This is a genomic window from Duganella paludis, assembly GCF_054461335.1.
The window spans coordinates 5,951,016-5,975,681 of record NZ_CM136922.1; the positions used below are offsets into that span (position 1 = coordinate 5,951,016).

The 24,666-nt window shown below is 64.3% G+C and carries 20 protein-coding genes; 13 read left to right on the forward strand and 7 right to left on the reverse strand.

Annotated features, from left to right (window positions below):
- The first annotated feature begins 10 nt into the window (after positions 1 to 10).
- From ACXZ1M_RS26365 to ACXZ1M_RS26390, 6 genes are read left to right on the forward strand one after another with little or no spacing between them, the layout of a single operon-like run.
- Complete coding sequence (locus ACXZ1M_RS26365; protein ID WP_459050555.1) at positions 11 to 865, forward strand: creatininase family protein; 855 nt, start codon at positions 11 to 13, stop codon at positions 863 to 865.
- Entirely contained in the window at positions 862 to 2,106 is a 1,245-nt protein-coding gene (locus tag ACXZ1M_RS26370) for a YVTN family beta-propeller repeat protein (protein WP_459050556.1), read from the forward strand. The genes ACXZ1M_RS26365 and ACXZ1M_RS26370 overlap by 4 nt, the downstream gene beginning before the upstream one ends.
- A gap of 5 nt (positions 2,107 to 2,111) precedes the next feature.
- Entirely contained in the window at positions 2,112 to 3,278 is a 1,167-nt protein-coding gene (locus tag ACXZ1M_RS26375) for a cystathionine beta-lyase (RefSeq protein WP_459050557.1), read from the forward strand.
- The gene (hisC, locus tag ACXZ1M_RS26380; protein WP_459050558.1) at positions 3,275 to 4,333 is read left to right on the forward strand and encodes a histidinol-phosphate transaminase; all 1,059 of its coding nucleotides are present in this window, start codon (positions 3,275 to 3,277) and stop codon (positions 4,331 to 4,333) included. Before ACXZ1M_RS26375 ends, hisC begins: the two co-directional genes overlap by 4 nt.
- A 49-nt stretch (positions 4,334 to 4,382) precedes the next feature.
- On the forward strand, positions 4,383 to 5,615 hold the full coding sequence (locus tag ACXZ1M_RS26385; protein ID WP_459050559.1) for a putative DNA modification/repair radical SAM protein: 1,233 nt from the start codon (positions 4,383 to 4,385) through the stop codon (positions 5,613 to 5,615).
- Complete coding sequence (locus ACXZ1M_RS26390) at positions 5,612 to 7,081, forward strand: UdgX family uracil-DNA binding protein (protein WP_459050560.1); 1,470 nt, start codon at positions 5,612 to 5,614, stop codon at positions 7,079 to 7,081. The genes ACXZ1M_RS26385 and ACXZ1M_RS26390 overlap by 4 nt, the downstream gene beginning before the upstream one ends.
- Here the strand turns inward: ACXZ1M_RS26390 and ACXZ1M_RS26395 are convergent.
- Positions 7,053 to 7,415: a DUF4870 family protein gene (locus ACXZ1M_RS26395; RefSeq protein WP_459050561.1), complete on the reverse strand. Its 363-nt coding sequence runs from the start codon at positions 7,413 to 7,415 to the stop codon at positions 7,053 to 7,055. The genes ACXZ1M_RS26390 and ACXZ1M_RS26395 overlap by 29 nt on opposite strands.
- A gap of 34 nt (positions 7,416 to 7,449) precedes the next feature.
- Positions 7,450 to 8,361, reverse strand: a complete 912-nt coding sequence (locus ACXZ1M_RS26400) for an alpha/beta hydrolase family protein (RefSeq protein ID WP_459050563.1) — start codon at positions 8,359 to 8,361, stop codon at positions 7,450 to 7,452.
- A 55-nt stretch (positions 8,362 to 8,416) separates the two neighbouring features.
- On the opposite strand from ACXZ1M_RS26400, the gene ACXZ1M_RS26405 reads away from it, so the two are divergent.
- Positions 8,417 to 8,902: a low molecular weight protein-tyrosine-phosphatase gene (locus tag ACXZ1M_RS26405; protein ID WP_459050564.1), complete on the forward strand. Its 486-nt coding sequence runs from the start codon at positions 8,417 to 8,419 to the stop codon at positions 8,900 to 8,902.
- Positions 8,903 to 8,932: 30 nt separating this feature from the next.
- Entirely contained in the window at positions 8,933 to 9,901 is a 969-nt protein-coding gene (locus ACXZ1M_RS26410) for a GGDEF domain-containing protein (RefSeq protein ID WP_459050565.1), read from the forward strand.
- On the opposite strand, the gene serB is transcribed toward ACXZ1M_RS26410, so the two are convergent.
- The 3 genes from serB to ACXZ1M_RS26425 form a co-directional block, all read right to left on the reverse strand.
- The gene (serB, locus tag ACXZ1M_RS26415) at positions 9,902 to 10,765 is read right to left on the reverse strand and encodes a phosphoserine phosphatase SerB (protein WP_459050566.1); all 864 of its coding nucleotides are present in this window, start codon (positions 10,763 to 10,765) and stop codon (positions 9,902 to 9,904) included.
- A 14-nt stretch (positions 10,766 to 10,779) separates the two neighbouring features.
- The gene (mfd, locus tag ACXZ1M_RS26420; RefSeq protein ID WP_459050567.1) at positions 10,780 to 14,229 is read right to left on the reverse strand and encodes a transcription-repair coupling factor; all 3,450 of its coding nucleotides are present in this window, start codon (positions 14,227 to 14,229) and stop codon (positions 10,780 to 10,782) included.
- Positions 14,230 to 14,341: 112 nt separating this feature from the next.
- A complete protein-coding gene (locus ACXZ1M_RS26425; protein ID WP_459050568.1) occupies positions 14,342 to 15,268 on the reverse strand; it encodes a 5'-nucleotidase in 927 nt (308 codons plus the stop codon).
- Between the two features lie 176 nt (positions 15,269 to 15,444).
- Between ACXZ1M_RS26425 and ACXZ1M_RS26430 the strand changes: the two genes are divergently transcribed.
- Positions 15,445 to 16,557 carry a GGDEF domain-containing protein gene (locus ACXZ1M_RS26430; protein WP_459050569.1) on the forward strand — a complete coding sequence of 371 codons (1,113 nt, stop codon included), beginning with the start codon at positions 15,445 to 15,447 and terminating at the stop codon, positions 16,555 to 16,557.
- A 123-nt stretch (positions 16,558 to 16,680) separates the two neighbouring features.
- Entirely contained in the window at positions 16,681 to 18,450 is a 1,770-nt protein-coding gene (locus ACXZ1M_RS26435; RefSeq protein WP_459050570.1) for a methyl-accepting chemotaxis protein, read from the forward strand.
- A gap of 78 nt (positions 18,451 to 18,528) precedes the next feature.
- On the opposite strand, the gene ACXZ1M_RS26440 is transcribed toward ACXZ1M_RS26435, so the two are convergent.
- Entirely contained in the window at positions 18,529 to 19,722 is a 1,194-nt protein-coding gene (locus tag ACXZ1M_RS26440; protein ID WP_459050571.1) for a lipase family protein, read from the reverse strand.
- Positions 19,723 to 19,838: 116 nt separating this feature from the next.
- Between ACXZ1M_RS26440 and ACXZ1M_RS26445 the strand changes: the two genes are divergently transcribed.
- The 3 genes from ACXZ1M_RS26445 (at position 19,839) to ACXZ1M_RS26455 (ending at position 22,181) form a co-directional block, all read left to right on the forward strand.
- Positions 19,839 to 20,876 (forward strand): response regulator transcription factor, encoded by a 1,038-nt coding sequence (locus ACXZ1M_RS26445; protein WP_459050572.1) that lies wholly within the window; start codon positions 19,839 to 19,841, stop codon positions 20,874 to 20,876.
- Positions 20,877 to 20,939: 63 nt separating this feature from the next.
- Complete coding sequence (locus ACXZ1M_RS26450) at positions 20,940 to 21,431, forward strand: hypothetical protein (protein WP_459050573.1); 492 nt, start codon at positions 20,940 to 20,942, stop codon at positions 21,429 to 21,431.
- A gap of 57 nt (positions 21,432 to 21,488) precedes the next feature.
- Positions 21,489 to 22,181 carry a TetR/AcrR family transcriptional regulator gene (locus ACXZ1M_RS26455; RefSeq protein WP_459050574.1) on the forward strand — a complete coding sequence of 231 codons (693 nt, stop codon included), beginning with the start codon at positions 21,489 to 21,491 and terminating at the stop codon, positions 22,179 to 22,181.
- Positions 22,182 to 22,230: 49 nt separating this feature from the next.
- Here the strand turns inward: ACXZ1M_RS26455 and ACXZ1M_RS26460 are convergent, their stop codons facing one another.
- The gene (locus ACXZ1M_RS26460; RefSeq protein ID WP_459050575.1) at positions 22,231 to 24,636 is read right to left on the reverse strand and encodes a penicillin-binding protein 1A; all 2,406 of its coding nucleotides are present in this window, start codon (positions 24,634 to 24,636) and stop codon (positions 22,231 to 22,233) included.
- Positions 24,637 to 24,666: the final 30 nt, after the last annotated feature.

The following is a 24,666-nucleotide window of genomic DNA, read 5'->3' on the forward strand; positions in this document are numbered from 1 at the left end:
TGATGTGCTTATGCCTGACTTGAAATTCCCGGCGGTGCTTGCCGCTTGCTTGTTGGTAGGCGCGCTGGCGCGGCCCGCTGCGGTTTCCGCAGCCGAGGCGCCCGTCATGCTGGAAGAAATGACCAGCACCGAACTGCGTGCGCGCATCGACGGCGGGGCCACCACCGCCATCATTCCCATCGGCGGCACCGAGCAAAGCGGTCCCTTTATCGCGCTGGGCAAGCACAATGTGCGCGCCGCCGTGCTGGCGCGGATGATCGCGCAAAAGCTGGACAACGCCGTGGTCGCGCCGGTGGTGGCTTACGTCCCGGAAGGCAGTATCACGCCGCCGGCCGGCCATATGAAGTTTGCCGGCACCTTGTCCATCCCCGAGTCCACGTTTGAAGACCTGCTGTTCGCCACCGGCCAGAGCCTGCGCCAGCACGGCTTCCGCCACGTCGTCTTCGTCGGCGACCATGGCGGTTACCAGAAAAGCGAAACGCGCGTGGCGCAGCGCCTGAACAAGGCCTGGGCCAAGGATGGCAAGGCCGGTGCGCTGGCCTTGCTGGCCTATTACGACGTCACGCAGGAAGGGTATATCACCGATCTTGAAAAGCGCGGCTACAGCAAGGCCGAAATCGGCCTGCATGCCGGCCTGGCCGACGCCGCGCTGATGCTGGCCACCGACAAATCCCTGGTGCGTGCCGAGGCGCTGGCGCGCGGTCCCGCGCCCACCGTCAACGATGGCGTGCGCGGAGACGCGCGCCGCGCCACTGCCGAATTGGGCAAGCTTGGCGTGCAGCGCATCGTCGATACCTCGGTTGCCGCTATTTCCGCATTTGCGGCGCATGGAGCGCCGTCCACTTTGAGTAAAGAACCCAAATGAAAACTAATCATATGGTTTATGCGGCCCTGGCCGCCGCCGGTCTGATCGCAACGGGCGGCCTGATGGCCGCCGCGAGTTCGCCGGCCAAGACGGTCGCCGCCGCCGCCGCTGCCGCAACCGCAGCGGCTTCGACTCCGGTCAGCGTGTATGCCGGCATCGCACCGGCGAATATGAGCCCATCCGTGCGCGACCATTTGCAGCGCATCTATGTGCCCAACCTGCGCTCCAACGATGTCTACGTGATCGACCCGGAGACGATGAAGGTGGTCGACAAGTTCAAGGTAGGCGTCGGCCCGCAGCACGTGGTGCCGTCGCACGACCTGCAGACGCTGTGGGTGGCGAACAACGCCGAGCGCACTAACAAAGGCAGCCTGACGCCGATCGATCCGCGCACCGGCAAGCCGGGCACGCAGGTGGCGGTGGAAGATCCCTACAATATGTACTTCTCGCCGGACGGTAAATCGGCCATCGTGGTAGCGGAGGCTTTGCACCGCCTGGATTTCCGCGATCCGAAGACCATGGCCGTGCAGTACGCCATCGACGTGCCGGAATGCGGCGGCATCAACCATGCCGACTTTTCGCCTGACGGCCGCTACGCCATGTTCACCTGCGAATTCAGCGGCTCGGTGGCGCGCATCGATCTGCAGACGCGCAAGGTCGAAGGCTATCTGAAGCTGTCGATGCCGGCCACGCGCTTCTCGGAGAAAGATCCGATCGACCAGCTGCTGGCCAATGAGGTGTGCAGCAAGAAGAAGGGCATGCCGCAGGATATCCGCGTTTCGCCGGACGGCAAGCGTTACTACATCGCCGACATGGACGCCGACGGCGTGCACATTGTGGATTCGGCCAGCTTCACCAAGGTCGGCTTCATTCCGACCGGCGTCGGCGCGCACGGCTTGTATCCAAGTCGCGACGGCACCAAGCTGTATGTGGCCAATCGCGGCACGCACAAGATCCACGGCAAGCCGAAAGGCAAAGGCCGCGTGACGGTGATCGACTTCGCCACCGAAAAAGTGGTGGCGCAATGGGCGATTCCAGGCGGCGGCAGCCCGGACATGGGCAACGTCAGCGCCGATGGCAAATACCTGTGGTTGTCCGGCCGCTTCGACGACCGCGTGTACCGCATCGACACCAGCAACGGCGACGTGCAGCAGATCAAGGTCGGCCAGGAGCCGCACGGCCTGACCGTGTGGCCGCAACCGGGGCGCTACTCGCTGGGCCACACCGGCAATATGCGCTGATGACGATGGTAAAAAAATCTCCGCAAACGGCGCTGATCCACACCGACTACAAGGCGCCTGAAGGTTTCGAGGCGTTCCCGGTCGGTATCCATCACGCCTCCACGGTGCTGTTCAAGAATGTGGCGGCCATGCGCTCGGGCGACTGGAAAGACAAGAACGCCTATACCTACGGGCTGCACGGCACACCGACCACTTTTACGCTGGAAGCGCGGCTGGCTGAAATCGAAGACGGCAAGCACTGCCTGCTGGCGCCGAGCGGCCTGGCGGCCATCGCCATGGTCGATTTCGCGGTGCTTAAGTCGGGCGACGATGTGCTGTTGCCGGATAACGTCTACAACCCGAACCGCGAGCTGGGACGCTGGCTGTCGGCTGACTACGGCATCACCGCGCGCTACTACGATCCGCTGATCGGTGAGGGCATCGCGGCGCTGATCCAGCCGAATACAAAGCTGATCTGGACCGAGGCACCGGGTTCGGTGTCGATGGAAGTGCCGGACCTGCCGGCCATCTGCAAGGTGGCGCACGAACACGGCGTGCTGGTGGCGCTGGATAACACCTGGGCCGCCGGCCTGGCGCTGCGCGGTTTCGACCTGGGCGTGGACATCATCATGCAGGCGCTGACCAAGTACCAGTCGGGCGGTTCGGATATGCTGATGGGCGCAGTGATCACGCGCGACCGCGAACTGCACGACCGCATCAGCCTTGCGCATATGCGGCTCGGCATGGGCGTGGGCGCGGACGATGCCTATCTGGTGTCGCGCGGTTTGCCGACCATGCGCCTGCGCTTCGACGCGCACGACGCGGCGGCGCGCAAGCTGGCGGCCTGGCTGCAAACGCGGCCCGAAATCACGCGGGTACTGCATCCGGCGTTTCCGGATTGCCCCGGCCACGAGATATGGAAGCGCGACTTCAGCGGCGCCGGCGGTTTGTTCTCGGTGATCTTCGACGAGCGTTTTACCGAAGCGCAGACCGACCGTTTTGTCGATGCGCTCAAGCTGTTCAAGATCGGTTATAGCTGGGGCGGCGCCAACAGCCTGGTGATGCCTTACCGCATACAACATATGCGCAAGAACTGGACTGACAAGGGCATCCTGGTGCGCTTCAACGTCGGCCTGGAAGACGTTCAGGATTTAATCGCCGATATCGAGCGGGCATTTGAGGAAATGGCATGAGCAAGTTCTGGAGCAAAGTCGTACACGGTTTAACCCCTTACACGCCGGGCGAGCAGGTGCAGATGCCCGGCCTGGTCAAACTGAACACCAACGAAAATCCCTACGGTCCATCGCCCAAGGCGATCGCCGCGATGCAGGCCGCCGCCGGCGATGGACTGCGCAAGTATTCCGATCCGTCCAACGCGGCGTTGAAGGACGCGGTGGCGCGCCGTTTCGGCCTCACGCGCGAGCAGGTCTTCGTCGGCAATAGCTCGGACGAGGTGCTCGCGCATACCTTCCATGCTTTGCTCAAGCATGATTTGCCGCTGCTGGCGCCCGATATCAGCTACAGCTTCTACCCGACTTATTGCAGCCTGTATGGCATCGAGTGCGTGCAGGTGCCGCTGAACGAGCGCTTCGAGATCGATGTGGCGGACTATGAGCAGCCGTGCGGCGCCATCATCCTCGCCAATCCGAATGCGCCGACCGGCATCGGCCTGCCGCTGGCGCAGATCGAGGCGCTGGTGGCGGCGCATCCGGAGCAGGTGGTGGTGATCGATGAAGCCTATGTGGACTTCGGCGGCGAGAGCGCTGCCGCGCTGCTGGGCCGTTACGACAATCTGCTGGTGATCCAGACGCTGTCCAAATCGCGCTCGCTGGCCGGCCTGCGCGTGGGCTTTGCGCTCGGCCATCCGGACCTGATCGCGGGCCTGGAGCGGGTAAAGAACAGCTTCAATTGCTATCCGCTGGGCCAGGTCCAGCAGGCCGGCGCGGTGGCGGCGCTGGACGATGTGGCGTACACCGAGCAGACCTCGCAGGCGATCATCGCCAGCCGCGCGTGGCTGGTGGCGGAGTTGCAGGCGCTGGGCTTCGAGGTGCTGCCGTCGCAGGCCAACTTCGTCTTCACGCGTCATCCGCAGCACGATGGCGCGCAACTGGCCAAGGCCTTGCGCGAGCGCGCCATCCTCGTGCGCCACTTTACCGCTGCGCGCATCGATCAGTTCCTGCGCATCTCGATCGGCACGGACGAAGAGTGCGGCAAATTGGTCGACGCACTGAAAGCCATTTTGTCCTGAACAACGTTCTGTTATACTGTATATAAATACAGTGTATCGGAGCGCACATATGGAGTTGACGGACAAGCTGGAGATCCTGGCGGATGCGGCCAAATACGACGCATCCTGCGCCAGCAGCGGGGCGCCGAAGCGCAACTCCATCGGCAAGGACGGCTTTGGCGCCACCACCGGCATGGGCATCTGCCACAGCTACACGCCGGATGGCCGCTGCGTGTCGCTGCTGAAGGTTTTGCTGACCAATTACTGCCTGTACGATTGCCAGTATTGCGTGAATCGCCGCACGTCCAACGTGCCGCGTGCGCGCTTCACCGTGGCGGAGGTGGTCAAGCTGACCACCGATTTCTATCTCCGCAATTACATCGATGGGCTGTTCCTCAGCTCGGGGATTATCCAGTCGGCCGACTACACCATGGAGCAGCTGGTGCAGGTGGCGCGCGAGCTGCGCGAGGTGCATCAGTTCCGCGGCTATATCCATTTGAAGACGATACCGGACGCCGATCCTGCGCTGATCGCGGCGGCGGGGCGTTATGCCGATCGCTTGAGCGTGAACATCGAGTTGCCGACGCAGGACAGCGTGCAGAAGCTGGCGCCGGAGAAGAGCGTCCATACCATCAAGCTGGCCATGGGTTCGATTCGCCGCAAGCTGGATGAAAAGGCCGAGGAGCCGAAGTCGCCGCGCTTCGCGCCGGCCGGGCAGAGCACGCAGATGATTGTCGGCGCGGATGCCAGCGATGACCAGCAGATCCTGTCCACCGCCGAGACGCTGTATGGCAGCTATAAGCTGAAGCGCGTGTACTACTCGGCTTTCAGTCCGATTCCGCAAAGTCCCAAGAGCGTGCCCCTGGCGCCGCCGCCGATGATGCGCGAGCACCGGCTGTATCAGGCCGATTTCCTGTTGCGCAGTTATGGCTTCCAGGCCAGCGAGCTGCTGCCGGCGAGCGGCGGCAATCTGGCGCTCGACATTGATCCCAAGCTGGCGTGGGCGCTGGAGCATCGCGAGCATTTTCCGTTGGATTTGAATCGCGCCGAGCCGCACATGATTGCACGGGTGCCGGGCATCGGCTTGCGCAATGCGCAGCGCATTGTGGAGCTGCGGCGTTTGCGGCAGGTGCGGTATGCGGATTTGTCGCGCCTGCGCTGCAGCATGAAGAAGATTTCGCCGTTCATCATTACGGCGGATTATTTTCCTGCACGTGACGCCAGTCCGTCCGAGCATCTGCGCCGGTCGATGGCCGAGGCGCCGCAGCAAATGAATCTGTGGCCGGAGCTGCAGGCGGCATGATGCGCAAGGTAGTGCGCTCGTTTGATGAGTGGCGTGAGGCCGCCCGCGAACTAATCGCGCGCCGAGTAGCGCCGGAATTTGTAGAATGGGCTTCCAACGAGGAGGAGGGCGACCTGTTCTCGGCCGCCGTCGAGTCGCCGGCCGGCGCCGCTGCTGCGCCGCTTGGCGACGCCGCTGAGCCGCCGGCTGCCGTCCCCGCGCCAGTCCTGCGCCTGCCGCGCGAGCTGATGGAGATGTTGGCCAGTGCGGCATGCTTCAGCGCTGTAGACCGCTGGGCCTTTTTGTACAAAATCATCTGGCGCTGGCACCTCGGCGAACGCGATGTGGTGTCGGCCGCCGACCAGGACGGCGCGCGGCTCTACGCAATGGTAAAAGCCGTGCACCGCGAGGAGCACGATATGCACGCTTACGTACGCTTCCGCGAACGCAAGGAGGACGACGGTGCACCGCGCTTCGTCGCCTGGTTCGAACCGACGCACGACGTCCTGCCGCAAGTGGCGCGGCACTTCGCCCGCCGCATGGGCAAAACCACCTGGATGATCGCCACGCCCAGTGCCGCCGTGCTGTGGGACGGCGAACACCTGCACGACGCCCCATCCCTGCTGCGCAGCGCCGCCGACATCGAAGACGCCGGCGAAGCGCTGTGGCTCACCTACTACCGCAGCATTTTCAACCCCGCGCGCCTGAACGCCGACCTGCTGCGCAGCCATATCCCGTCACGCTTCTGGAAAAACCTGCCGGAAGGCGCCATCGTGCCAGCCATGATCAGCGCCGCCGCCAACGGCGAACGCCGCACCGGCCAGACCGGCACCGTGGGCCGCCGCGACGGCGCCACCACTATCATGGTAACGGCCGAACGCGCGCAACCGCAGCGCGATGAGCCGGACTCGCTCGACCAGTGCCGCCGCTGCGAACTATGGCGCAACGCCACACAAGCCGTGCCTGGCGTCGGCCCCAAGCACGCCCGCATCATGCTGGTGGGCGAACAGCCCGGCGATCAGGAAGACCTGCAAGGCCTGCCGTTCGTCGGCCCGGCCGGCGCGGTGCTGGACCGCGCGCTGGCCGAAGCCGGCGTGGCGCGCGACAAGGTCTACCTGACCAACGCCGTCAAGCATTTCAAATGGGAGCTGCGCGGCAAGCGCCGCCTGCACAAGACGCCTGCGCAGCGCGAAATCTCCGCATGTCATGTGTGGCTGGAAGAGGAGCTGGCGCGGGTCAAACCGGAGGTGGTGGTGGCGCTGGGCGCCACCGCATTGAAGTCGGTACTGAAGAACGGCAGCGCGACGATGAGCGCCGTGATGGACGCGCCGTTCGAGTATGAAGGGCGCTGGGTGATCGCGGTGTATCACCCGTCCTACGTGCTGCGCGCGCCCGATGAGGAAAGCAGGCAGCAGGCCTACGAGGTGATCGTCGCAGGCCTGCGCCAGGCGCTGAAGTTTACACCGGCGCCGGCTCGTTCCGGTTGATGCGGCTGACGCCGACGATCAGGCGATACGCCTTCCACAGCCAGGCACCGATCCAGATCACCCAGGCGATCGGAATGCCGATGAAGGTCATGAAGAACACCGCGCCCACCACCATCCAGATGATGTACCACCAGAACGAGCGGATCATCCACGAGTGGTGGCTGTGGACGAAGGTGCCTTCTGTGCTGGGCCGCTGCAGGTAGTTGAGCACCAGCGGAATGATCGAGAACGCGCCCAGCGAGAACACGAAGCTGACCGCGTGAATAATGTACAGCCACCACGCGGTGGTCTTTGCCGATTCCAGGCGGCCATCGAGTATTAATTCTTGCGACATGATTTCTCCTTGTTTACGTTTGATATCAGTATAACTATCCTACGGCGGGCGCGTCGCACAGTGTCCGCCGCAGAAAGGCGGTGACGTCGGCGAAGAATTCGGGCTGGATGGCTTCGCGGTCGAAGCCTTCCGGGTCTTGCGACGGCTTGAAGTTCGGCCGCGTCATCTCGGGCGGGAACTTGCTCATGAAGGCGAAGTGGCCGGCGCCGACAATGTCCTTGTGCTCGACCAGCGCTGGATCGCCTACGCCTTCGATGATCTTGTTGGCGTGTTCGATCGGCGTGACCTCGTCCTGCTCGCCGGTGCGCATCAGGATCGGCAGGTTCACCGGCCGCAGCGAGCCGGCGATGAACCAGAACGTGGCGGGATTCAGCAGCACCAGCGCGTGGATGCGCGGATCTGGCGTGACCGGCACCTGTTCCGGCGGCGCATTTGAGTCCTTGCGTTCATACGGTCCGCTCCAGGCGATGGCGCCGGCGGCCGCCAGCGCGGTGTAGCCGCCGATGGAGTGGCCGATGACGGCGACGTTGGCGCCGGCCTCGTTGCTGGCGATGTGCGGCCCGAGCACGGCGTCGGCCAGCGCCGCGTCGATGGTCAGCGTGATGTGGCGCGGGCGGTTGGCCAGGTTGGCGGCGGTGCCGGCCAGCGTGTTGTCCAGCCGCGTGTTGCCGGTGTGCGCGGGCAGGGCCACCATGAAGCCTGCCAGCGCCAGATGCTTGGCCAACTGGCGATAGGCCCACGGCGTGCCGGAATGACCGTGCGAGATCACCACCAGCGGATACTTGCCCACGGCGGGCGGCGCATCCAGCGCCACCTCCAGCGAGTAAGGGCCGAACTGCTCAAGCTTTTCCTCGCCCACGGCGGGATACAGGAAAGCCAGCGGCACCAGCGCGCCCTGTACCGCGTCATTCACATTCGCCAGGCGGCAGCCACAACGTGATGTCATTCCTTCTCCTGAATCGTTAAAATGCAAGCATGTTGATTATATAAGGAGACGCGTCATGGCCAAGCCGATATCGGTGCTGTTTGTCTGCATGGGGAATATCTGCCGCTCGCCGACGGCCGAAGGCGTGTTCCGTCACCGCGTGGCGGCGGCGGGGCTTGAACACCGATTCCTCATCGATTCGGCCGGCACGCACGGCTACCACGTCGGCCATCCGCCCGATGCACGCTCGATGGAGTATGCCATCAAGCGTGGTTACGACCTGTCGGCGCAGCGCTCGCGCAAGGTCAGTCAGCAGGATTTCGAGGAATTCGACCATGTGCTGGCCATGGACCATGACAATCTTGAGTTGCTGAAGGCTGCCTGTCCGCCGCAGCACCGGCACAAACTGGCCCTCATGATGTCGCATGCAAGCCGCAGCGGCTCGGATGTGGTGCCCGATCCCTACTACGGCGGCCCGCAGGGCTTCGACCAGGTGCTGGACTATATCGAAGACGCCACAGATGGGCTAATCGCTGCGCTCAGCGGCAAAAAGATCGGTTAGTATTAAGGTACGAAAGCATGGGAGAGCATCTTGAAAGAGCCCGGCATACCTGAGAACGAGGCGCTTCGGCTGGCAACGTTGCAGTCGTTGAATGTCCTCGATACGCCGCCCGAAGAGCGGTTCGACCGCGTCACCCGGATGGCCAAGCGCATGTTCCGCGTGCCGACGGTATTGGTCAGCATCGTTGACGAAAACCGCCAGTGGTTCAAGTCGGCCCAGGGCCTCGACGCCTGTGAAACGCCGCGCAATATCTCTTTCTGCGGGCACGCCATCCTGGGCGACGACATCTTCCTGATTCAAAATGCGCTTGCCGACGTGCGCTTCGCCGACAACCCGCTGGTGGCTGGCGACCCGAATATCCGTTTTTACGCCGGCTGCCCGTTGCGCGCCGCCGGCGGCGTCAAGGTCGGCACGCTGTGCCTGATCGACAGCGTGCCGCGCGAGTTCGACCAGGACGACGCCATCGCCCTGCGCGACCTGGCCGCCATGGTGGAGGATGAGCTGAGCGCCTTCCAGGCCTCCACCACCGATGAATTGACCCGGATCTCCAACCGGCGCGGCTTCCTGCAACTGGCGCGTTACGGCCTGGATTTCTGCGTGCGCCATCAGCAGCCCGCTGCGCTGGCGTTTATCGACCTCGATCGCTTCAAGCCGATCAACGACAACTTCGGGCACGCGGAAGGCGACCGCGCGCTGGCGGCGTTCGCCGAGGTGATGGGCGCGAGTTTCCGCCGCACGGATTTGTTTGCGCGACTGGGCGGAGATGAATTCGTGGTGCTGCTCACCGGCGCCACGAGGAGCGATGCGCTGGAAGTGCTGGAGAAGTTCGGCGTCCAGCTGGACACCTACAACACGCAGGCCAATCGCGGCTACCGCTTGCAGTTTTCCTGCGGCGTTGTGGAGTTCGACCCGGCCGCGCCGCAAAGCCTGGATGAACTACTGGCCGCCGGCGACGCGCACATGTACGCGATCAAGGCGGCCAAGAAGGAGATGCACTAGTTACGTCAGCAGCGGCAGGATGCCATCGAGGCCGACAAAGTTGAGCGCCACGTTGGCCTGCTCGCGCACCACCGGCTTGGCGCGGAAGGCCACCGACATGCCCGAGATGCCCATCATTTTCAGGTCGTTGGCGCCGTCACCCATCACAATCGCCTGCGACGGCGAGATGCCCAGTTCCTTGCACACGCGCTCCACGGTGCGCTTCTTCTCTTCCGCATCGACGATGCCGCCGACCACCTTGCCGGTCAGCTTGCCGTCGACGATTTCCAGCTGGTTGGCGTGGGTATAGTCGAGGTTCAGGCGCTTTTTCAGGCGTTCTGTGAAGTAGGTGAAGCCGCCCGACACCAGCAGCGTTTTCAAGCCGGCCGCCTGCACCGCCTTGAGCATGGTTTCCGCGCCCGGCGACAGCTGCAGGCGCTCTTCATACACGCGCTCCAGCGCCGAGGCGTCCAGGCCTTGCAGCAGCGCTACGCGGCGCTTCAGGCTTTCCGAAAAATCCAGTTCGCCGCGCATGGCCGCTTCGGTGATTTCGGATACCTGCGGCTTGAGGCCCTGCATGTCGGCGATTTCGTCGATGCACTCGATGGTGATCAGGGTCGAGTCCATGTCCATGGCCACCAGCTTGTACTCGCTCATCTTGTGCAGGCCGATGGAGTAGGTAGCGTCCAGCTGCGCGCCCTGCGCCGCCACTTCGATGGTCTGGCGCAGCGCCGGCGAAAAAGCGATGCCTTCGCAGCGCACGGCGCGGTCGCTCAGCCAGGTCAGATTGGCCGATGCGGTCAGTGCGCTGATGCGTTCAAGGCGTGCCTTGCAATCGTCCGCGCCTTGCAGCACGAGGTTCATGGCGGTTTTTGCGTTGGTCATTGGCGTAGAAGTAGTTAAGTAAGTTGTTTGATTGCGGCCTTGATCTGCGCTACGCGCGCGGGCAGGTCCGGCATGGCGACAGTGATCTTCAGCTTGTCCTGGCCATTCAGCTTGATCTGGCGGTTCTTCTGGATCAGCTCAATGATGCGCATCGGGTCGATCGGCGGCTTGGGCATGAACTGCAGGCTGGCCGCTTCGGTATGCGCGTCGATCTTGATGATGCCCACCGTCTTGGCGGCGATGCGCAGGCGGTGCGTTTCGATCAGCGCCTTCACCGGGTCCGGCAGCTTGCCGAAGCGGTCGATCAGCTCTTCCTGCATGTCGTCGATCTTGTCCTGCGAGGCGCAGTTGGCCATGCGCTTGTAGATCGACAGCCGCTCGTGAACGTCGCCGCAGAAGTCGGCCGGCAGCAGCGCCGGCACGTGCAGGTTGATCTCGGTGGTGGTGGCCAGCGGCGCCGCCAGATCCGGCTCCTTGCCGGCCTTGAGCGAGCGCACCGCTTCGTTGAGCATGTCGGAATACAGCTGGAAGCCGATCTCGGTCATCTCGCCGGACTGGTTGTCGCCCAATACTTCGCCGGCGCCGCGTATCTCCAGGTCGTGCATGGCCAGGTAGAAACCGGAGCCCAGTTCTTCCATCTGCTGAATGGCGTCCAGGCGGCGCTGCGCCTGTTTGGTCAGCGACTGCACGTCGTGCACCAGCAGGTAGGCGTAAGCCTGGTGGTGCGAACGGCCGACGCGGCCGCGCAGCTGGTGCAACTGCGCCAGGCCGAACTTGTCGGCGCGGTGCATGATGATGGTGTTCGCGGTCGGCACGTCGATGCCGGTTTCGATAATCGTGGTGCACAGCAGGATGTTGAAGCGCTGGGCCACGAAGTCGCGCATCACTTTTTCCAGGTCGCGCTCGTGCATCTGGCCGTGGGCGACGCCGATGCGCGCCTCCGGCAGCAGTTCGCTCAACATGGCAAAGCGGTTCTGGATGGTCTCCACTTCGTTGTGCAGGAAGTAGACCTGGCCGCCGCGCTTGAGCTCACGCAGGCAGGCCTCGCGGATGATGGACTCGGCCTCGCCGCGCACGAAGGTCTTGATGGCCAGGCGCTTTTGCGGCGCGGTGGCGATCACGGAGAAATCGCGCAGGCCTTCCAGCGCCATGCCCAGCGTGCGCGGGATCGGCGTGGCGGTCAGCGTCAGCACGTCAACTTCGGCGCGCAGCGATTTCAGGGTTTCCTTCTGGCGTACGCCGAAACGGTGTTCCTCGTCGATGATGACCAGGCCGAGACGCGTGAATTTCACGTCGTCCGACAGCAGTTTGTGGGTGCCGATGATGATGTCGAGCGTGCCATCGGCCATGCCCTTGATCGCTTGCGCGATCTCTTTGCCGGTGCGGAAGCGCGACATTTCGGCGATGCGCACCGGCCAATCCGCAAAGCGGTCGGCGAAGGTTTGCGCGTGCTGCTCGGCCAGCAGCGTGGTCGGCGCCAGGATGGCGACCTGCTTGCCGCCCATGACGGCGATGAAGGCGGCGCGCAACGCCACTTCGGTCTTGCCGAAGCCGACGTCGCCGCACACCAGGCGGTCCATCGGCTTCCCCGAGGTCATGTCGCGCACCACGTTGTTGATGGCCTCCTGCTGGTCCGGCGTTTCTTCGAAGCCGAAGCTGTCGGCGAAGCGTTCGTAGTCGTGCGCCGAATATTCAAACGCGTGGCCCTGGCGCAGGGCGCGGCGGGCGTAGAGGTTGAGCAGTTCGGCGGCGGTGTCGCGCACCTGTTCGGCGGCCTTGCGTTTGGCTTTTTCCCACTGGCCGGAGCCGAGCGTGTGCAGCGGCGCGTCGTCCGGCGAGGCGCCGGAGTAGCGCGAGATCACATGCAGCTGCGAGACCGGCACATACAGCTTGGTCTCTTTGGCATATTCCAGATGCAGGAACTCGGTGTCGCCTTCGCCCAGGTCCATGCTGGTCAAGCCCATGTAGCGGCCGATGCCGTGGTTGACGTGCACCACCGGGTCGCCGATCTTCAGTTCCGACAGGTCGCGCACCATCGACTCAACTTGCGTGACGGCTTCCTGCTTTTTCTTGCCGACGCGGCGGCCGGAGCCGGCATACAGCTCGGTCTCGGTGATGAAAATCAGGCGCGCGCCATCGACCGCCAGTTCAAAGCCGGCGTGCAGCGGCGCCACGCCCAGGGCCAGCTTGGCGTCGGAGGCGGCAAAGCCGTCGTAGCCTTCCACCGGCGCCAGCGCCAAGTGGTATTCGTTGAAGTACTGCTGCAGCGTTTCGCGGCGGCCGTTGGATTCGGCGCAGATCATCACGCGGCTGCCGGACTGCATCAGGTAGGCCCGCAGATTGGTCAGCGGGTCTTCCAGGTGGCGGTTGACGGCGATGTCGGGCACCGGCGCGGACAGCTCGGAAGCGCCGGCGTCCGGGTTGTTGCGGATGGCGATCTGCGGATACGGCTTGGCCATGACGAAAAACTGTTCGTCCGACAGGAACAGCTCTTCCGGCGCCATGATGGGTCGCTCGCGGTCGGCCTTGATGAAGCGGTAGCGCGACGCTGTGTCGGTCCAGAAGCGCTTGATGGCCGCTTCGATGTCGCCGATGGTGGCCACCACCGCGCCTTGCGGCAGGTAGTCGAACAGCGTGGCGGTCTGCTCGAAGAACAGGGGCAGGTAGTATTCGATACCGGCAGAGGCGATGCCGGCGCCGATGTCTTTATAGATCACCGCGCGCGATGGATCGCCTTCGAAATGTTCGCGCCAGCGGCTGCGGAAGGCGGTGCGTGCCGCTTCGTCCATCGGGAACTCGCGGCCCGGCAGCAAACGTACCTGCTTGACCGGGTACAGCGAGCGCTGGGTGTCGGCGTCGAAGGTGCGGATGGTTTCGATGGTGTCGCCGAACAGGTCGAGGCGGTACGGCAGCGCGGAACCCATCGGGAACAGGTCGATCAAGCCGCCGCGCACCGAGTATTCGCCGGGCGACATCACCTGCGTGACATGGGTGTAGCCGGCCAGCGTCAGCTGGGACTTGAGTTGTGCTTCGTCCAGCGACTCGCCCTGCTGGAAGAAGAAGGTGTAGGCGGCCAGGAAGGACGGCGGCGCCATGCGCACCAGCGCGGTGGTGGCCGGCACCAGCATGACGTCGCACTGGCCACTGGAGATTTCGTGCAGCGTCGCCAGGCGCTCGGACACCAGGTCCTGGTGCGGCGAGAAGGCGTCGTAGGGCAGGGTTTCCCAGTCGGGCAGCAGGTGGCAGCGCAGCTGCTCGCCGCCGAACCACGGGATTTCATCGCGCAGGCGCTGGGCGTCGCTAGCGTTGGCCACCACGATGGCCAGCATCTGGCCGCGCGACTTCAGTTCGAGCGCGATTTGCGCCAGGGCGTAAGCGTCCGCAGAGCCGTGCAGCGCGGGCAGGGCAAAGCGATTGCCAGGTTTGGGGATGGATTTAGTTAAGGCTGACGACACAAGATACATTCAACGGTTATCCAGGTGCCACATTATACGCGGCGCCGCTAAATTCGGGGTCAGGTCTGACAATCGGACATTTCGCGCGCGAAATGTCCGATTGTCAGACCTGACCCCGAATTTAGCGGTTGGCGATGCCGAATGGGATGTGCACCATAGGGATATTCCCGGCCGGCGACTTCAGGTGGCTTAGCTGGTCGTCGAAGAACATGTGCGGCTTGAAGATGCCCAGCACCCGCGCTTTTTCCATCCCGCCCAGGAAGAAGGTTTCGTTGGCCGAGACGCCCCAGCTTTTCAGCGTGGTCACCACCCGCTCGTGCGCCGGCGCGCTGCGCGCCGTGATGATGGCGATGCGCAGGATCTTTTTGTAGGCCGGGTCGGCGCGCTGGGCATCTTCCTCCATCTGCTGCATCAGCGACAGCTTGCGGAACAGGTCCGCCAGCGGCCCCGGCTGGTGCGGAATGGCGGCGCGCGCGGTTTCGTGGGCGTGGAATTCGTCGACGTCGTTGTTGCGCTTGAAGACGGTTTCCGATTCGTCGTCGGCGATCACGCCGTCGAAGTCGAAGGCGATGCGCAGTTCGCCGTCGGCGTCGTCGTCCTCGGTGCGCGAGGGCAGCACCAGGCCGGCCGGGAAGTTGGCGGCCAGCGCCTTGCGCACGTCTTCCTCGTTGGCGCTCAGAAACAGTGAGGTGTTGAAGGCCGGCAGATAGGTGTAGGGCGCGCCGCCGGTCAGGAAGCAGGCGCGCGAGATGTCCAGGCCGTAGTGCGCGATCGAGTTCATCACGCGCAGCCCGGTTTCCGGCGAGTTGCGCGAAAACAGCACCACTTCCACCGGCGATGCCTGCGGGTGATGCTTGTTGATGCTGAGGAAGCGGCGGATGAAGGGGAAGGCGACGCCCTTGCCGAGCACGGTGCCGATCTGCTGTTCCTGGTATTCACGGTAGGCTTCGGCCCCGCTTTCCAGGTAGACCTGGTGCGAGGCGGTCAGGTCAAACAGGGCGCTGGAGGCGATGCCGATCACCAGTTTGTGCTCGATAGGATAGGCCATGGCGCTGTGGTTCTCTATGCGTAGTCTGCGAAGAGCATTACTTTACCCGATACGCAGTCGCCGCGAGCGCGCGATTGATTTCTTTTCTGCAATTTACCCATTGCCTCGCCGCAGGCACTGCGCTACATTGATAGCTCCTCACGATGGATGCTGGCGTGCTCAATCCCGACACTCTTTTGCTGGTTCAAATTTGCGTGACGCTGCTGACCACGGCGTTGCTGGTGGCTTCCGCCTGTTACACCGACAGCCCGCCCGAGCAGCGCTGGTGGGCGGCCGGCAATGTGGCGGCCTCGGCCGGCATGGTGATGTGCAATATGGGGAGCTTGCCGGCGCTGGTCAGCAGCATCCTCGGCTACGGAGTGATCGCCTTCGGGCTGGGTCTGGTGTTGCGCGGCCTGCGCGTGTATTGCGCCAGTACCTTGTCCTGGACGAATATCGCCATCATCACCGGCATTGCGCTCGTCATCAGCGCCTATTACACGCTGGTGGCGCCGAGCCTGCGCGCGCGGCTGTGTTTCAGCGGGTTCTATTTCGGCCTGCTCAACTGGTTGTGCGCGGCCGCCATCCTGCGCCGCCGCAGCTGGCGCGTGTCGGGCATCGCGGCGGGCGGCTTCCTGCTGCTGGGCCTTGCGTTGTTTTTGCGCGGCATGCACCTGCTGGCGCAGTCCGGGCCGGCCGACGAGGCCAGCTCGCTGATCATCGGCCTGAGCGCGCTGGTGGTGCCGCTGGCGCAGATGTGCATCGCCTTTGGCCTGATCCTGATGGTGATGTGGCGCTACGCCGAACGCCTGCGGCGCCTGTCCACGCTCGATGCGCTGACCGGGGCGCTCAACCGCGCCGGCCTGGAGATGCAGGGCAAGCGCACCGGCCTGCGCGCCCAGCGCAGCGGCCGCAGCCTGTCGGTGATCATGATCGACGTCGACTATTTCAAGGTCATCAACGATACCTACGGCCACCCGGTGGGCGACGAGGTGCTGCGCCATCTGGCGCGCCTGCTGCGGCTGGAACTGCGTCCGCACGACCTGATGGCGCGTTTCGGCGGCGAGGAGTTCGTGCTGGTGCTCGACGGCGTCGATCACGCGCAGGCCCTGAGCGTGGCCGAGCGCCTGCGCGCCCGCATCGAATATGAAATGGTCGAGCTCGACAAGCTGACGGTGCGCTACACGGCCAGCATGGGCGTGGTCTGCTCGGACCAGCACGATTACGACCTGATCCGCCTGATCTCGGCCGGCGACGCCGCCATGTACGAAGCCAAACGGGCCGGACGCAACCGCGTCATGGCAGGCTGAAGTGTGCACATCGCGCCACAACGTGAAAAAATCTGATTGACGCCGGCATGGCCGCAGCCGCATATTAGTTGCAAATAGTCAATACTCACCAAAATTCACAATTGATCTGCGACGGGGTGCGAGATGTTCAAGAATTTACTGATCAAGTGGAAGCTGGCGACGTTGGTCATCATCATGATGGTGGCGCTGCTGGTGGTCGGGGCGGCCGGTTATCGCGGCATCGCCAAGGTGGGTGGCGCGGTCGATGAAATCGGCGTGGTGCGGCTGCCTTCGATTCAGGGCCTGCTGGTCATGAGCGAGGGCCAGACCGCAGTCTCGGCCGCCAATCTGTTTGCCGGCACCTATGCCAGCAATAGCCAGGGCCAGGCCAAGCTGACCGAGGCGCTGGAGATGCGCAAGAAGGCCTGGGCCAACATCGAGAAGGGCTGGAAGCGCTACGAGCCGCTGCCGCAAACGCCGGAAGAAACCGTGATGTGGAAGCAGTTCACCGGCGAATGGGCCGCGTGGAAGGCGGCCGACGAGAAGATCGGCGTCACCATCGCCGCGCTGGCTGGCAACAGCGACGAAGCCAGGCAGAAGGAATTGTTCGACATCTTCCACCAGCAGTACAACGCGTCGCGCCCGCTGTTCCAGGCGGCCGAAACCTCGCTGATGAAGATCGAGCGCCTGAACGAAGGCATTTCCGAGGACAGCGTGAAGGACGGCCAGGCGGCCGTCACCAGCGCCGAGTGGGCCATGGTGACGGCGGCGCTGATCGCCGCGCTGGTGGCCATCGGCTGCGCGGCCTACATCACCGCCGCCATCACCACCCCGATTAATGAAGCGGTGAGGGTGGCGCGCACGGTGGCCTCGGGCGACCTGACCAGCCATATCGAAGTGACGACCAAAGAGGAAACCGGCCAGTTGCTGGGCGCGCTCAAGGACATGAACGACAGCCTGATCCGCATCGTCGGCCAGGTGCGCAGCGGCACCGACACCATCGCCACGGCGTCGTCGGAAATCGCCAGCGGCAACCTGGACCTGTCGCAGCGCACCGAGGAGCAGGCCAGTTCCCTGGAAGAGACGGCGTCGTCGATGGAAGAGTTGACCAGCACCGTGCGCCAGAATGCCGACAATGCCCGCCAGGCCAATACGCTGGCGGCGTCGGCTTCCGGCGTGGCGCAGCGCGGCGGCGATGTGGTGGCGCGCGTGGTGCAGACCATGGATTCGATCAACGCCTCGTCGGCCAAGATTGTGGACATTATTGCCGTGATCGACGGCATCGCGTTCCAGACCAACATCCTGGCGCTGAACGCGGCGGTGGAAGCGGCCCGTGCCGGCGAGCAGGGTCGTGGCTTTGCGGTGGTGGCCGGCGAAGTGCGCACGCTGGCGCAGCGCTCGGCGGCGGCGGCCAAGGAAATCAAGGAGCTGATCGGCGATTCGGTGGACAAGGTCGGCGCCGGCAGCAAGCTGGTGGAAGAGGCCGGCCAGACCATGGGCGAGATCGTCAGCAGCGTGGCGCGGGTGACCGACATCATGGGCGAGATCAGCATGGCGACGCAGGAGCAGAGCACCGGCATCGACCAGATCAATATGGCGGTGGGACAGATGGATACGGTGACGCAGCAGAATGCGGCGCTGGTGGAACAGGCGGCTGCGGCGGCGGCCTCGCTGCAGGAGCAGGCGGCCGGGCTGGCGGAGGTGGTGAGCGTGTTCCGCATCGAGCAGTCGGCGCTGCCGCGCAGCCAGCCGATGGCGGTGCGCAAGACCGCCATGGCCTCGGCGGCCCCGGCACGCGCGGTGACGGCCGCGCCACGCCCGGCGTTGAAGGCGGCGCCGGCCAAGGCATCGACCAAGGCGCCATCGAAGCAGATGGCGTCGGCGGCATCGTCGGACGATTGGGAAGAGTTCTAACCAACAATAAAGTAAGCCACTATCTGGCGTAGCAGTACGGTAAGGCAGCCTCCGGGCTGCCTTTTTTTATATGCCGCCTTATGTGCCGCAATTGCTGGAGGCGGCCTGGCCTTTGAAGCGCGCTTCGATCCAGTCCGGCAGCAGGCCGGCGGCGGCGGCCACCACCGAGATGTGGTCGAGTCCGGCGAATTCCTGGTATTGCACCGCCGATCCGGCCTTGCACAGCGCGCTGCGTTCACGCTGGGTCAGCGGCGTGGGCGTGGTGGTGTCGAGCGATCCCTGGAAGATGGCGAACGGCATGCTGCCTCGGGGCGTGAAGTTGTCCACCGCCGTCATGGCGTTCCACCAGGTGGAGCCGGAGGACAGCGCGCCGGCCACGTAGGCGTCCTTGACGCTGGCCGCCGTGCTCCACACGTCGAAGCAGCCGCCCGCCAGCGCCGGCAGTTGCTCCATGCCTTCCGGCCTCAGGAAGTCGCGGTACTTCAGGTCGGGAAAGTAGGCCTGGATGCCGGGCAGGGTGGAGATTACGTAGCCGGCGTTGTCGGGCGTGGCCATCGAGTTCAAGGTGAGATCCTTGATGCGCACGGCAGGGGCCACCAGCGCCGCGCCCAGGCCGGTGAATTCCGGCGCGTAGCTGGCGGCGATGTTTTCGCTCCACATGGTGGTCTGGCCGCCTTGCGACCAGCCGTACATGACGTAGCGTTTGGACGGTTTGGCGTCGCTGAATTTCTGCGCCACGCGCAGCATGTCGAGCGAGGCGCGGGCATTGGGTTGGCCGGCCATGTAGTAGGCCGGGCCGGGCAGGCCGAGGCCGGGATAGTCGCTCATGACGACGATGTAGCCCTTGGCCAGCAGGGCCGGCATGGCGGGCACGCGGTCGTGGCCTTGTTCCACGCTGTTGCGGCGCGAGGGTGCGCAGGCGTCGGCCAGGCCGGCGGTTTCGTGGTTCCACAGGACGACGTCGCGCGGGCCGCGGGCGGCGGTGCTGGGCACGTAGATTTCGCCGGATACGTAGGTCAGCTTGCCGGGCTGGATTTCCGAGACGTAGATCACATTCCAGCCTTTGGCGCCGGCGGGAGCGTCGCTGCGCGGCTGGATCTGGTAGATGTCGCCGGCCTTGGCCGTGGCGGGCGGCGCGGTGCTGATGTCCCAGAAGTCGGTGCCGAGGTTGACTTCCTTGTAGGGCGGGATGGTGGCGGCACCGGCCAGGGCGGTGCCGCAGGCCAGCGCCAGGGCGAATGCGTATCGTTGGGTCTTGCTGAATAGTGTCATGTAGGGTTTCCGCTGTCGTTGTAGGTGATAAATATCAAGTTGCTTGATATGATCGATCTTACTGTCTGCATGGCCGCTTGCGGCCCTCCTCAAATGCAGGGTATAGAGAGAATGCGATGGCACAGCAATATCCTTGGGTGACGGGCGTGGGTGGCGAGGCGCAGCTGCCGGCGTCGTTTTATCAGTCGTTCAGCGGCGGCTTGCTGGAGATGGGCGCCTTGATGCGGCGCTCCGGGCCGGAGGCGTTTTTGCATGAGACCTTGCTGGTGTTGAAGCGCTTCATCGGTTTCGATGCGGCGTGGTGGGGCGAGGTGCATCCCGGCGCTGCGGGCGTGGCGCCGCGCAACGTGCTGCACGCGAGCATCGGTTTGCGCGCTTCCTTTGCCGAGGAGTGGAACCGGCTGGTCGCGGCCGATGACGGTTTCGCGCGGGCTTCGATGAGCGGGCTGGGCACGGTGTTCCGCGCCAGCGGCGACGGTGGTGAGGCGGGCGAGGCCGGCGACGTTGCGCCGGAGATGGTCGATTTCGTCGAACGCCACGGCTTGAACACGGTCATGGCGACCACGCTGGAGTTGCCGGGCAGCGGCTTGCTGTTCTTTGTGTGCCTGTATCGTCACTGCCCGCGCTCGGCGTTCAGCGATGTGGAGAGCTTGTTGTTCGAGGAGTTCACGCAGCATATGCTGCAGGCGTGGCAGTACCGGCTGGCCGATTTGCAGGCCACGGCCAGCGCGGCCTCGCTTGATGGCATGGCGATCGCGGACCTGGACGGGCGGCTGCATTATGTCGGCGCGCGCGTCGGCGAGGTGCTGGCGCGGCAGGGCGGCGATTGGCAGGGGACGGTGTTGCCGCCGTTGTTGACGGCGGCGTTGGAGCGGCTGCCGTGCAGCCTGGTGGCGGGCGGCGCCAAGCTGGTGCTGGAGCGGAATGGCGGCCTGGTGGCGATCGTGCTGGCGGACGGCGGCGACCGGCGCGCGCTGATGTCGCCGAGGGAGTTGAGTGCGGCGCTGCTGTATGCGCGCGGCCAGTCGTACAAGGAAATCGCCCGTGTGATGGGCCTGTCGCCGTCGACCGTGCGCACCTACCTGCGCAACGCGTATGGCAGCCTTGGCGTCTCCAATAAAATCGAACTCGCCACCGCGCTGGCGCACCGCTGAGATATATCAATAGCGTGGTGCGGCGTGATGCTAGCTTGAGAGCTCGTCTACAGGAGAGTGATCATGCCAGGCGCCATTGAAGAACAGAGAGTTGAGGACTCTGGAAGAAATTCCTATGATGTGCGTATACGCGCATTGGAGACCAACGTGGCCGTGATATCCAACAGCTTTGCCACCAAGGATGATGTTCAAGCCCTTCGTGCGGAAATGCACGCCGGGCACGAACGTATCCTGACGCTGATCTATGAAACCAAGATCGAACTCCTCGACCGCATGAACAAACAGGGCGAGGAGCTTCAGGGGGCCATGGCTAAGCAGCGTGAGGAGTTTTACGCGGCCCTGGCAACGCAGCGGGAGGACTTTTATACGGCTTTGGCCAAGCAGCGAGAAGACTTTCACACGGCGTTGGCCAAGCAACGGGAAGACTTTTACACGGCGTTAGCTGAGACCAAGCTTGATTTGCACAAGGCTTTGATGGGTCACCTGTGGAAGCTGTATGGCTTTGCGTCCCTGATGCTCGGCGGTGTGTATTTCATTGCGCGCTATGTGCATTGACCTTGTGTGGAAGACGCTGCGCTATAATCGTTGCAAAAATAAACTACAGGGACAACCTTGCCTGCGCGATTCGACTTCCAACAGTTTCAGGCGGTGACACCGCTCGACGGTGTCAATATCTGGGCATATCTGCTCGACCGTTATGCCGACCGCATCACCGTCAAGCGCCGCAAGCCGGCGCTGGAGAACCTCGAAAAAATCTTCAACGCGACTTTCAAGCTGGCCAACGACGTCGGCTTCCGCGCCATGAACCTGCGCGACCTGTGCGGCGAGACGGGGCTGTCGATGGGCGGCCTGTATGGCTACATCAGCAGCAAGGACCAGCTGGCCGAGATGATCGAAGACGTGGTGCGCCACGCCACGCTGGAAGTGCCCAAGATGTATGTCGACATGGACGATCCGCTGGACCGCCTGGAGGCGCTGATCCGCGCTTCGATCTACGTGTCCGAAATACTGCAGCCGTGGTTTTATTTCGTCTTCATGGATTCGCGCGTGCTGCAGGCGGAACAGCGCAGCACGGCCAAGGAGTCGGAGATGTATGTGCAGGCGCTGTTCGCCGACGTCATCGCCACCATTCCCGAGCTGCCGGCGGCCAGCCCGGATCTGATCGCCGCGCATCTGATGGCGATGTTCCAGGATTGGTATGTCAAGCGCTGGAAGTACCGCGCCGCCGATATCGATCCGGATCGCTTCGCCGACAGCGCCGTGCGCATGATGCGCGGCTATCTGACCGCCGTCGTTCCCGCGTAAGCGGGAATCCATACGCGGCATGGGTTCCCGCTTACGCGGGAACGACCTGCTAGCGACCCGGGCCGGCCGGGACCGGCTTGATGTTTTCGGCGCCCGGTGCGCCCGGAGCGCCCGGTGGCGGCGTGGCGGGCGTCGCCGGGGCGACCGGCATGCCCGGCTCGACGTTTTCGGCGCCGGCCGGTTCCTCTTCCATGTCCAGCGAACGGCGCGCGGCGTCGCCGGTGAATTCGTCGAACAGCCATTCGCCGTCGACCTGGGTCAGCCCGGTCGGCACCGGACGTTCCTGCGCCGGACGGCTCTGCATCGCCACCTTCATGTAGTCGATCCAGATCGGCAGCGCCACGGTGGCGCCGAACTCCTTGCCGCCCAGCGATTTGGAATCGTCGTAACCCATCCACGATACCGCCACGATGCCGCCGCCGTAGCCGGCGAACCAGCCGTCGACCGCATCGCTGGAGGTGCCGGTCTTGCCGGCCAGGTCGGGACGACCCAGGCGCGCCACGGCGCCGCCGGTGCCGCTGCGCGTGACTTCGCGCATCATCGAATCCATCACGTAGGCGTTGCGCGGATCGAGCACGCGGGCCTCGTCCGGCAGCGTGCTGCGCGGCTTGGCTTCCTGGATGACCTTGCCGTCGCCGTCGACGATCCTGGCGATCAGGTAGGGCTCGACCGAGTAGCCGCCATTGGCGAACACCGAGTAGGCGCCGGCCAGTTGCGCCGGCGTGACCGAGCCGGTGCCCAGCGCCAGGGTCAGGTTCTTCGGATGCTTGGCCAGGTCCAGGCCGAACTTGCCCAGGTAGCCGTGCGCATACGGCACGGTGATGGCGCGCAGGATGCGCACCGAGACCACGTTCTTCGATTCCGACAGCGCGCGGCGCATGGTGATCGGGCCGTCGTACTTGCCGTCGTCGTTGCGCGGGCTCCAGGCTTCGTTGCCGGTTTCTGCGCCGGTCAGCGAGAGTGGTACGTCGTTGAGCAGGGTCAGCGGCGAGAAGCCGCGCTCCAGCGCAGCCGAGTAGATGAACGGTTTCATCGAGGAGCCGGGCTGGCGCCAGGCCTGCGTCACGTGGTTGAACTTCTGCAGGTTATAGTCGAAGCCGCCCACCATGGCGTGGTAGGCGCCGGTCACCGAGTCCAGCGAGACGAAGGCGGCCGCCACCAGCGGCACCTGTGTCACCACCCATTTGCCTTTGTCGCCCTGCATGATGCGGATCACCGCGCCCGGACGCACGCGCAGCTTGTCCTTGGCCTTATCGCCCAGGGCGCCGGCCACCAGGCGCAGACCGTCGCCGCTGATGGTGATTTCCTCGCCGGCCGGATTCTGCACCTTGATCTCTTTCGGGCCGGCTTCCAGCACCACCGCCGGGATCAGGCCGTCGCTGCGCGGCAGGCGCTGCATGGCTTCCTCGACGGCGTCGTCGCGCTCTTCCTCGCCGGAAGGCAGGGTGATGAAGGCTTCCGGACCGCGATAGCCGTGGCGCTGGTCGTAGTTCATGACGTTGCGGCGCATCGATTCGTAGGCCGCCTTCTGGTCGGCCTTGAGGATGGTGGTGTAGACGCTGATGCCCTTGGTGTACGAATCTTCCTTGAACTGGGCGTACACCGTCTGGCGCGCCAGCTCGGCCACGTATTCGGCGTGGACGTCGAATTCCTGGCCCTTGCGGCTGATGTGCAGCGTCTGCTTGAGGGCTTTCTGGTACTGGGCCTCGGTGATGTAGTCGAGCTCGCGCATCGAACGCAGCACCACCTGCTGGCGCTGCTTGGCGCGTTTCGGATTGACGGCCGGGTTGTGGCGCGCGGGATTTTGCGGCAGGCCGGCCAGCATCGCCATCTCGGCCACGTCCAGCTCCTTGAGCGGCTTGCCGAAGTAGGCCTGCGAGGCGGCGCCGAAGCCGAACGAGCGCTGGCCCAGGTAGATCTGGTTCATGTACAGCTCGAGGATTTCATCCTTGCTCAGCGTGGCTTCGATTTTCAGGGCCAGCATCACTTCGGTGATCTTGCGGCTGAAGAATTTGTCGCGGGTCAGGAAGAAGTTGCGCGCCACCTGCATGGTGATGGTGGAGCCGCCCTGGCGCAGCGCGCCGCCCAGATTGGCCTTGGCCGCGCCCAGCGCGCGCACCCAGTCGATGCCGTTGTGCTCGTAGAAGCGCTTGTCCTCGATCGCCAGCACCGACTTCTTCATCAGGTCGGGAATGTCCTTGATCGGCACGAAGTCGCGGTGTTCCTCGCCGAATTCGCCGATCAGGGCGTTGTCGGCGGTGTAGATGCGCAACGGGATTTTCGGACGGTAGTCGGTCACCGTCTCCAGCGAAGGCAGGTTGGGGGCGACGACCAGCAGCATGTAGGCCAGCAGCAGGCCGCCGCCGATCAGGGCGGCCGCGCCGGCGCCGATGGCGGCGCGGATGGCGTTGCGGCGGTTGATCCAGGCGGGCAGGGTAGGGCGGGAGGTTGTCAAAACTTCATCTCTCGGTTGCACAAGTATGGG

Excerpts from the sequence above, each read along its gene's own strand:
- ACXZ1M_RS26365 (WP_459050555.1), top strand. The coding sequence starts at position 11 with ATGCCTGACTTGAAATTCCCGGCGGTGCTTGCCGCTTGCTTGTTGGTA.
- hisC (WP_459050558.1), top strand. The coding sequence starts at position 3,275 with ATGAGCAAGTTCTGGAGCAAAGTCGTACACGGTTTAACCCCTTACACG.
- ACXZ1M_RS26375 (WP_459050557.1), top strand. The coding sequence starts at position 2,112 with ATGGTAAAAAAATCTCCGCAAACGGCGCTGATCCACACCGACTACAAG.
- ACXZ1M_RS26425 (WP_459050568.1), bottom strand. The coding sequence starts at position 15,268 with ATGGCCTATCCTATCGAGCACAAACTGGTGATCGGCATCGCCTCCAGC.
- ACXZ1M_RS26390 (WP_459050560.1), top strand. The coding sequence starts at position 5,612 with ATGATGCGCAAGGTAGTGCGCTCGTTTGATGAGTGGCGTGAGGCCGCC.
- ACXZ1M_RS26440 (WP_459050571.1), bottom strand. The coding sequence starts at position 19,722 with ATGACACTATTCAGCAAGACCCAACGATACGCATTCGCCCTGGCGCTG.
- ACXZ1M_RS26445 (WP_459050572.1), top strand. The coding sequence starts at position 19,839 with ATGGCACAGCAATATCCTTGGGTGACGGGCGTGGGTGGCGAGGCGCAG.
- ACXZ1M_RS26435 (WP_459050570.1), top strand. The coding sequence starts at position 16,681 with ATGTTCAAGAATTTACTGATCAAGTGGAAGCTGGCGACGTTGGTCATC.
- ACXZ1M_RS26385 (WP_459050559.1), top strand. The coding sequence starts at position 4,383 with ATGGAGTTGACGGACAAGCTGGAGATCCTGGCGGATGCGGCCAAATAC.
- ACXZ1M_RS26370 (WP_459050556.1), top strand. The coding sequence starts at position 862 with ATGAAAACTAATCATATGGTTTATGCGGCCCTGGCCGCCGCCGGTCTG.
- ACXZ1M_RS26405 (WP_459050564.1), top strand. The coding sequence starts at position 8,417 with ATGGCCAAGCCGATATCGGTGCTGTTTGTCTGCATGGGGAATATCTGC.
- ACXZ1M_RS26450 (WP_459050573.1), top strand. The coding sequence starts at position 20,940 with ATGCCAGGCGCCATTGAAGAACAGAGAGTTGAGGACTCTGGAAGAAAT.
- ACXZ1M_RS26400 (WP_459050563.1), bottom strand. The coding sequence starts at position 8,361 with ATGACATCACGTTGTGGCTGCCGCCTGGCGAATGTGAATGACGCGGTA.
- ACXZ1M_RS26395 (WP_459050561.1), bottom strand. The coding sequence starts at position 7,415 with ATGTCGCAAGAATTAATACTCGATGGCCGCCTGGAATCGGCAAAGACC.
- serB (WP_459050566.1), bottom strand. The coding sequence starts at position 10,765 with ATGACCAACGCAAAAACCGCCATGAACCTCGTGCTGCAAGGCGCGGAC.
- mfd (WP_459050567.1), bottom strand. The coding sequence starts at position 14,229 with ATGTATCTTGTGTCGTCAGCCTTAACTAAATCCATCCCCAAACCTGGC.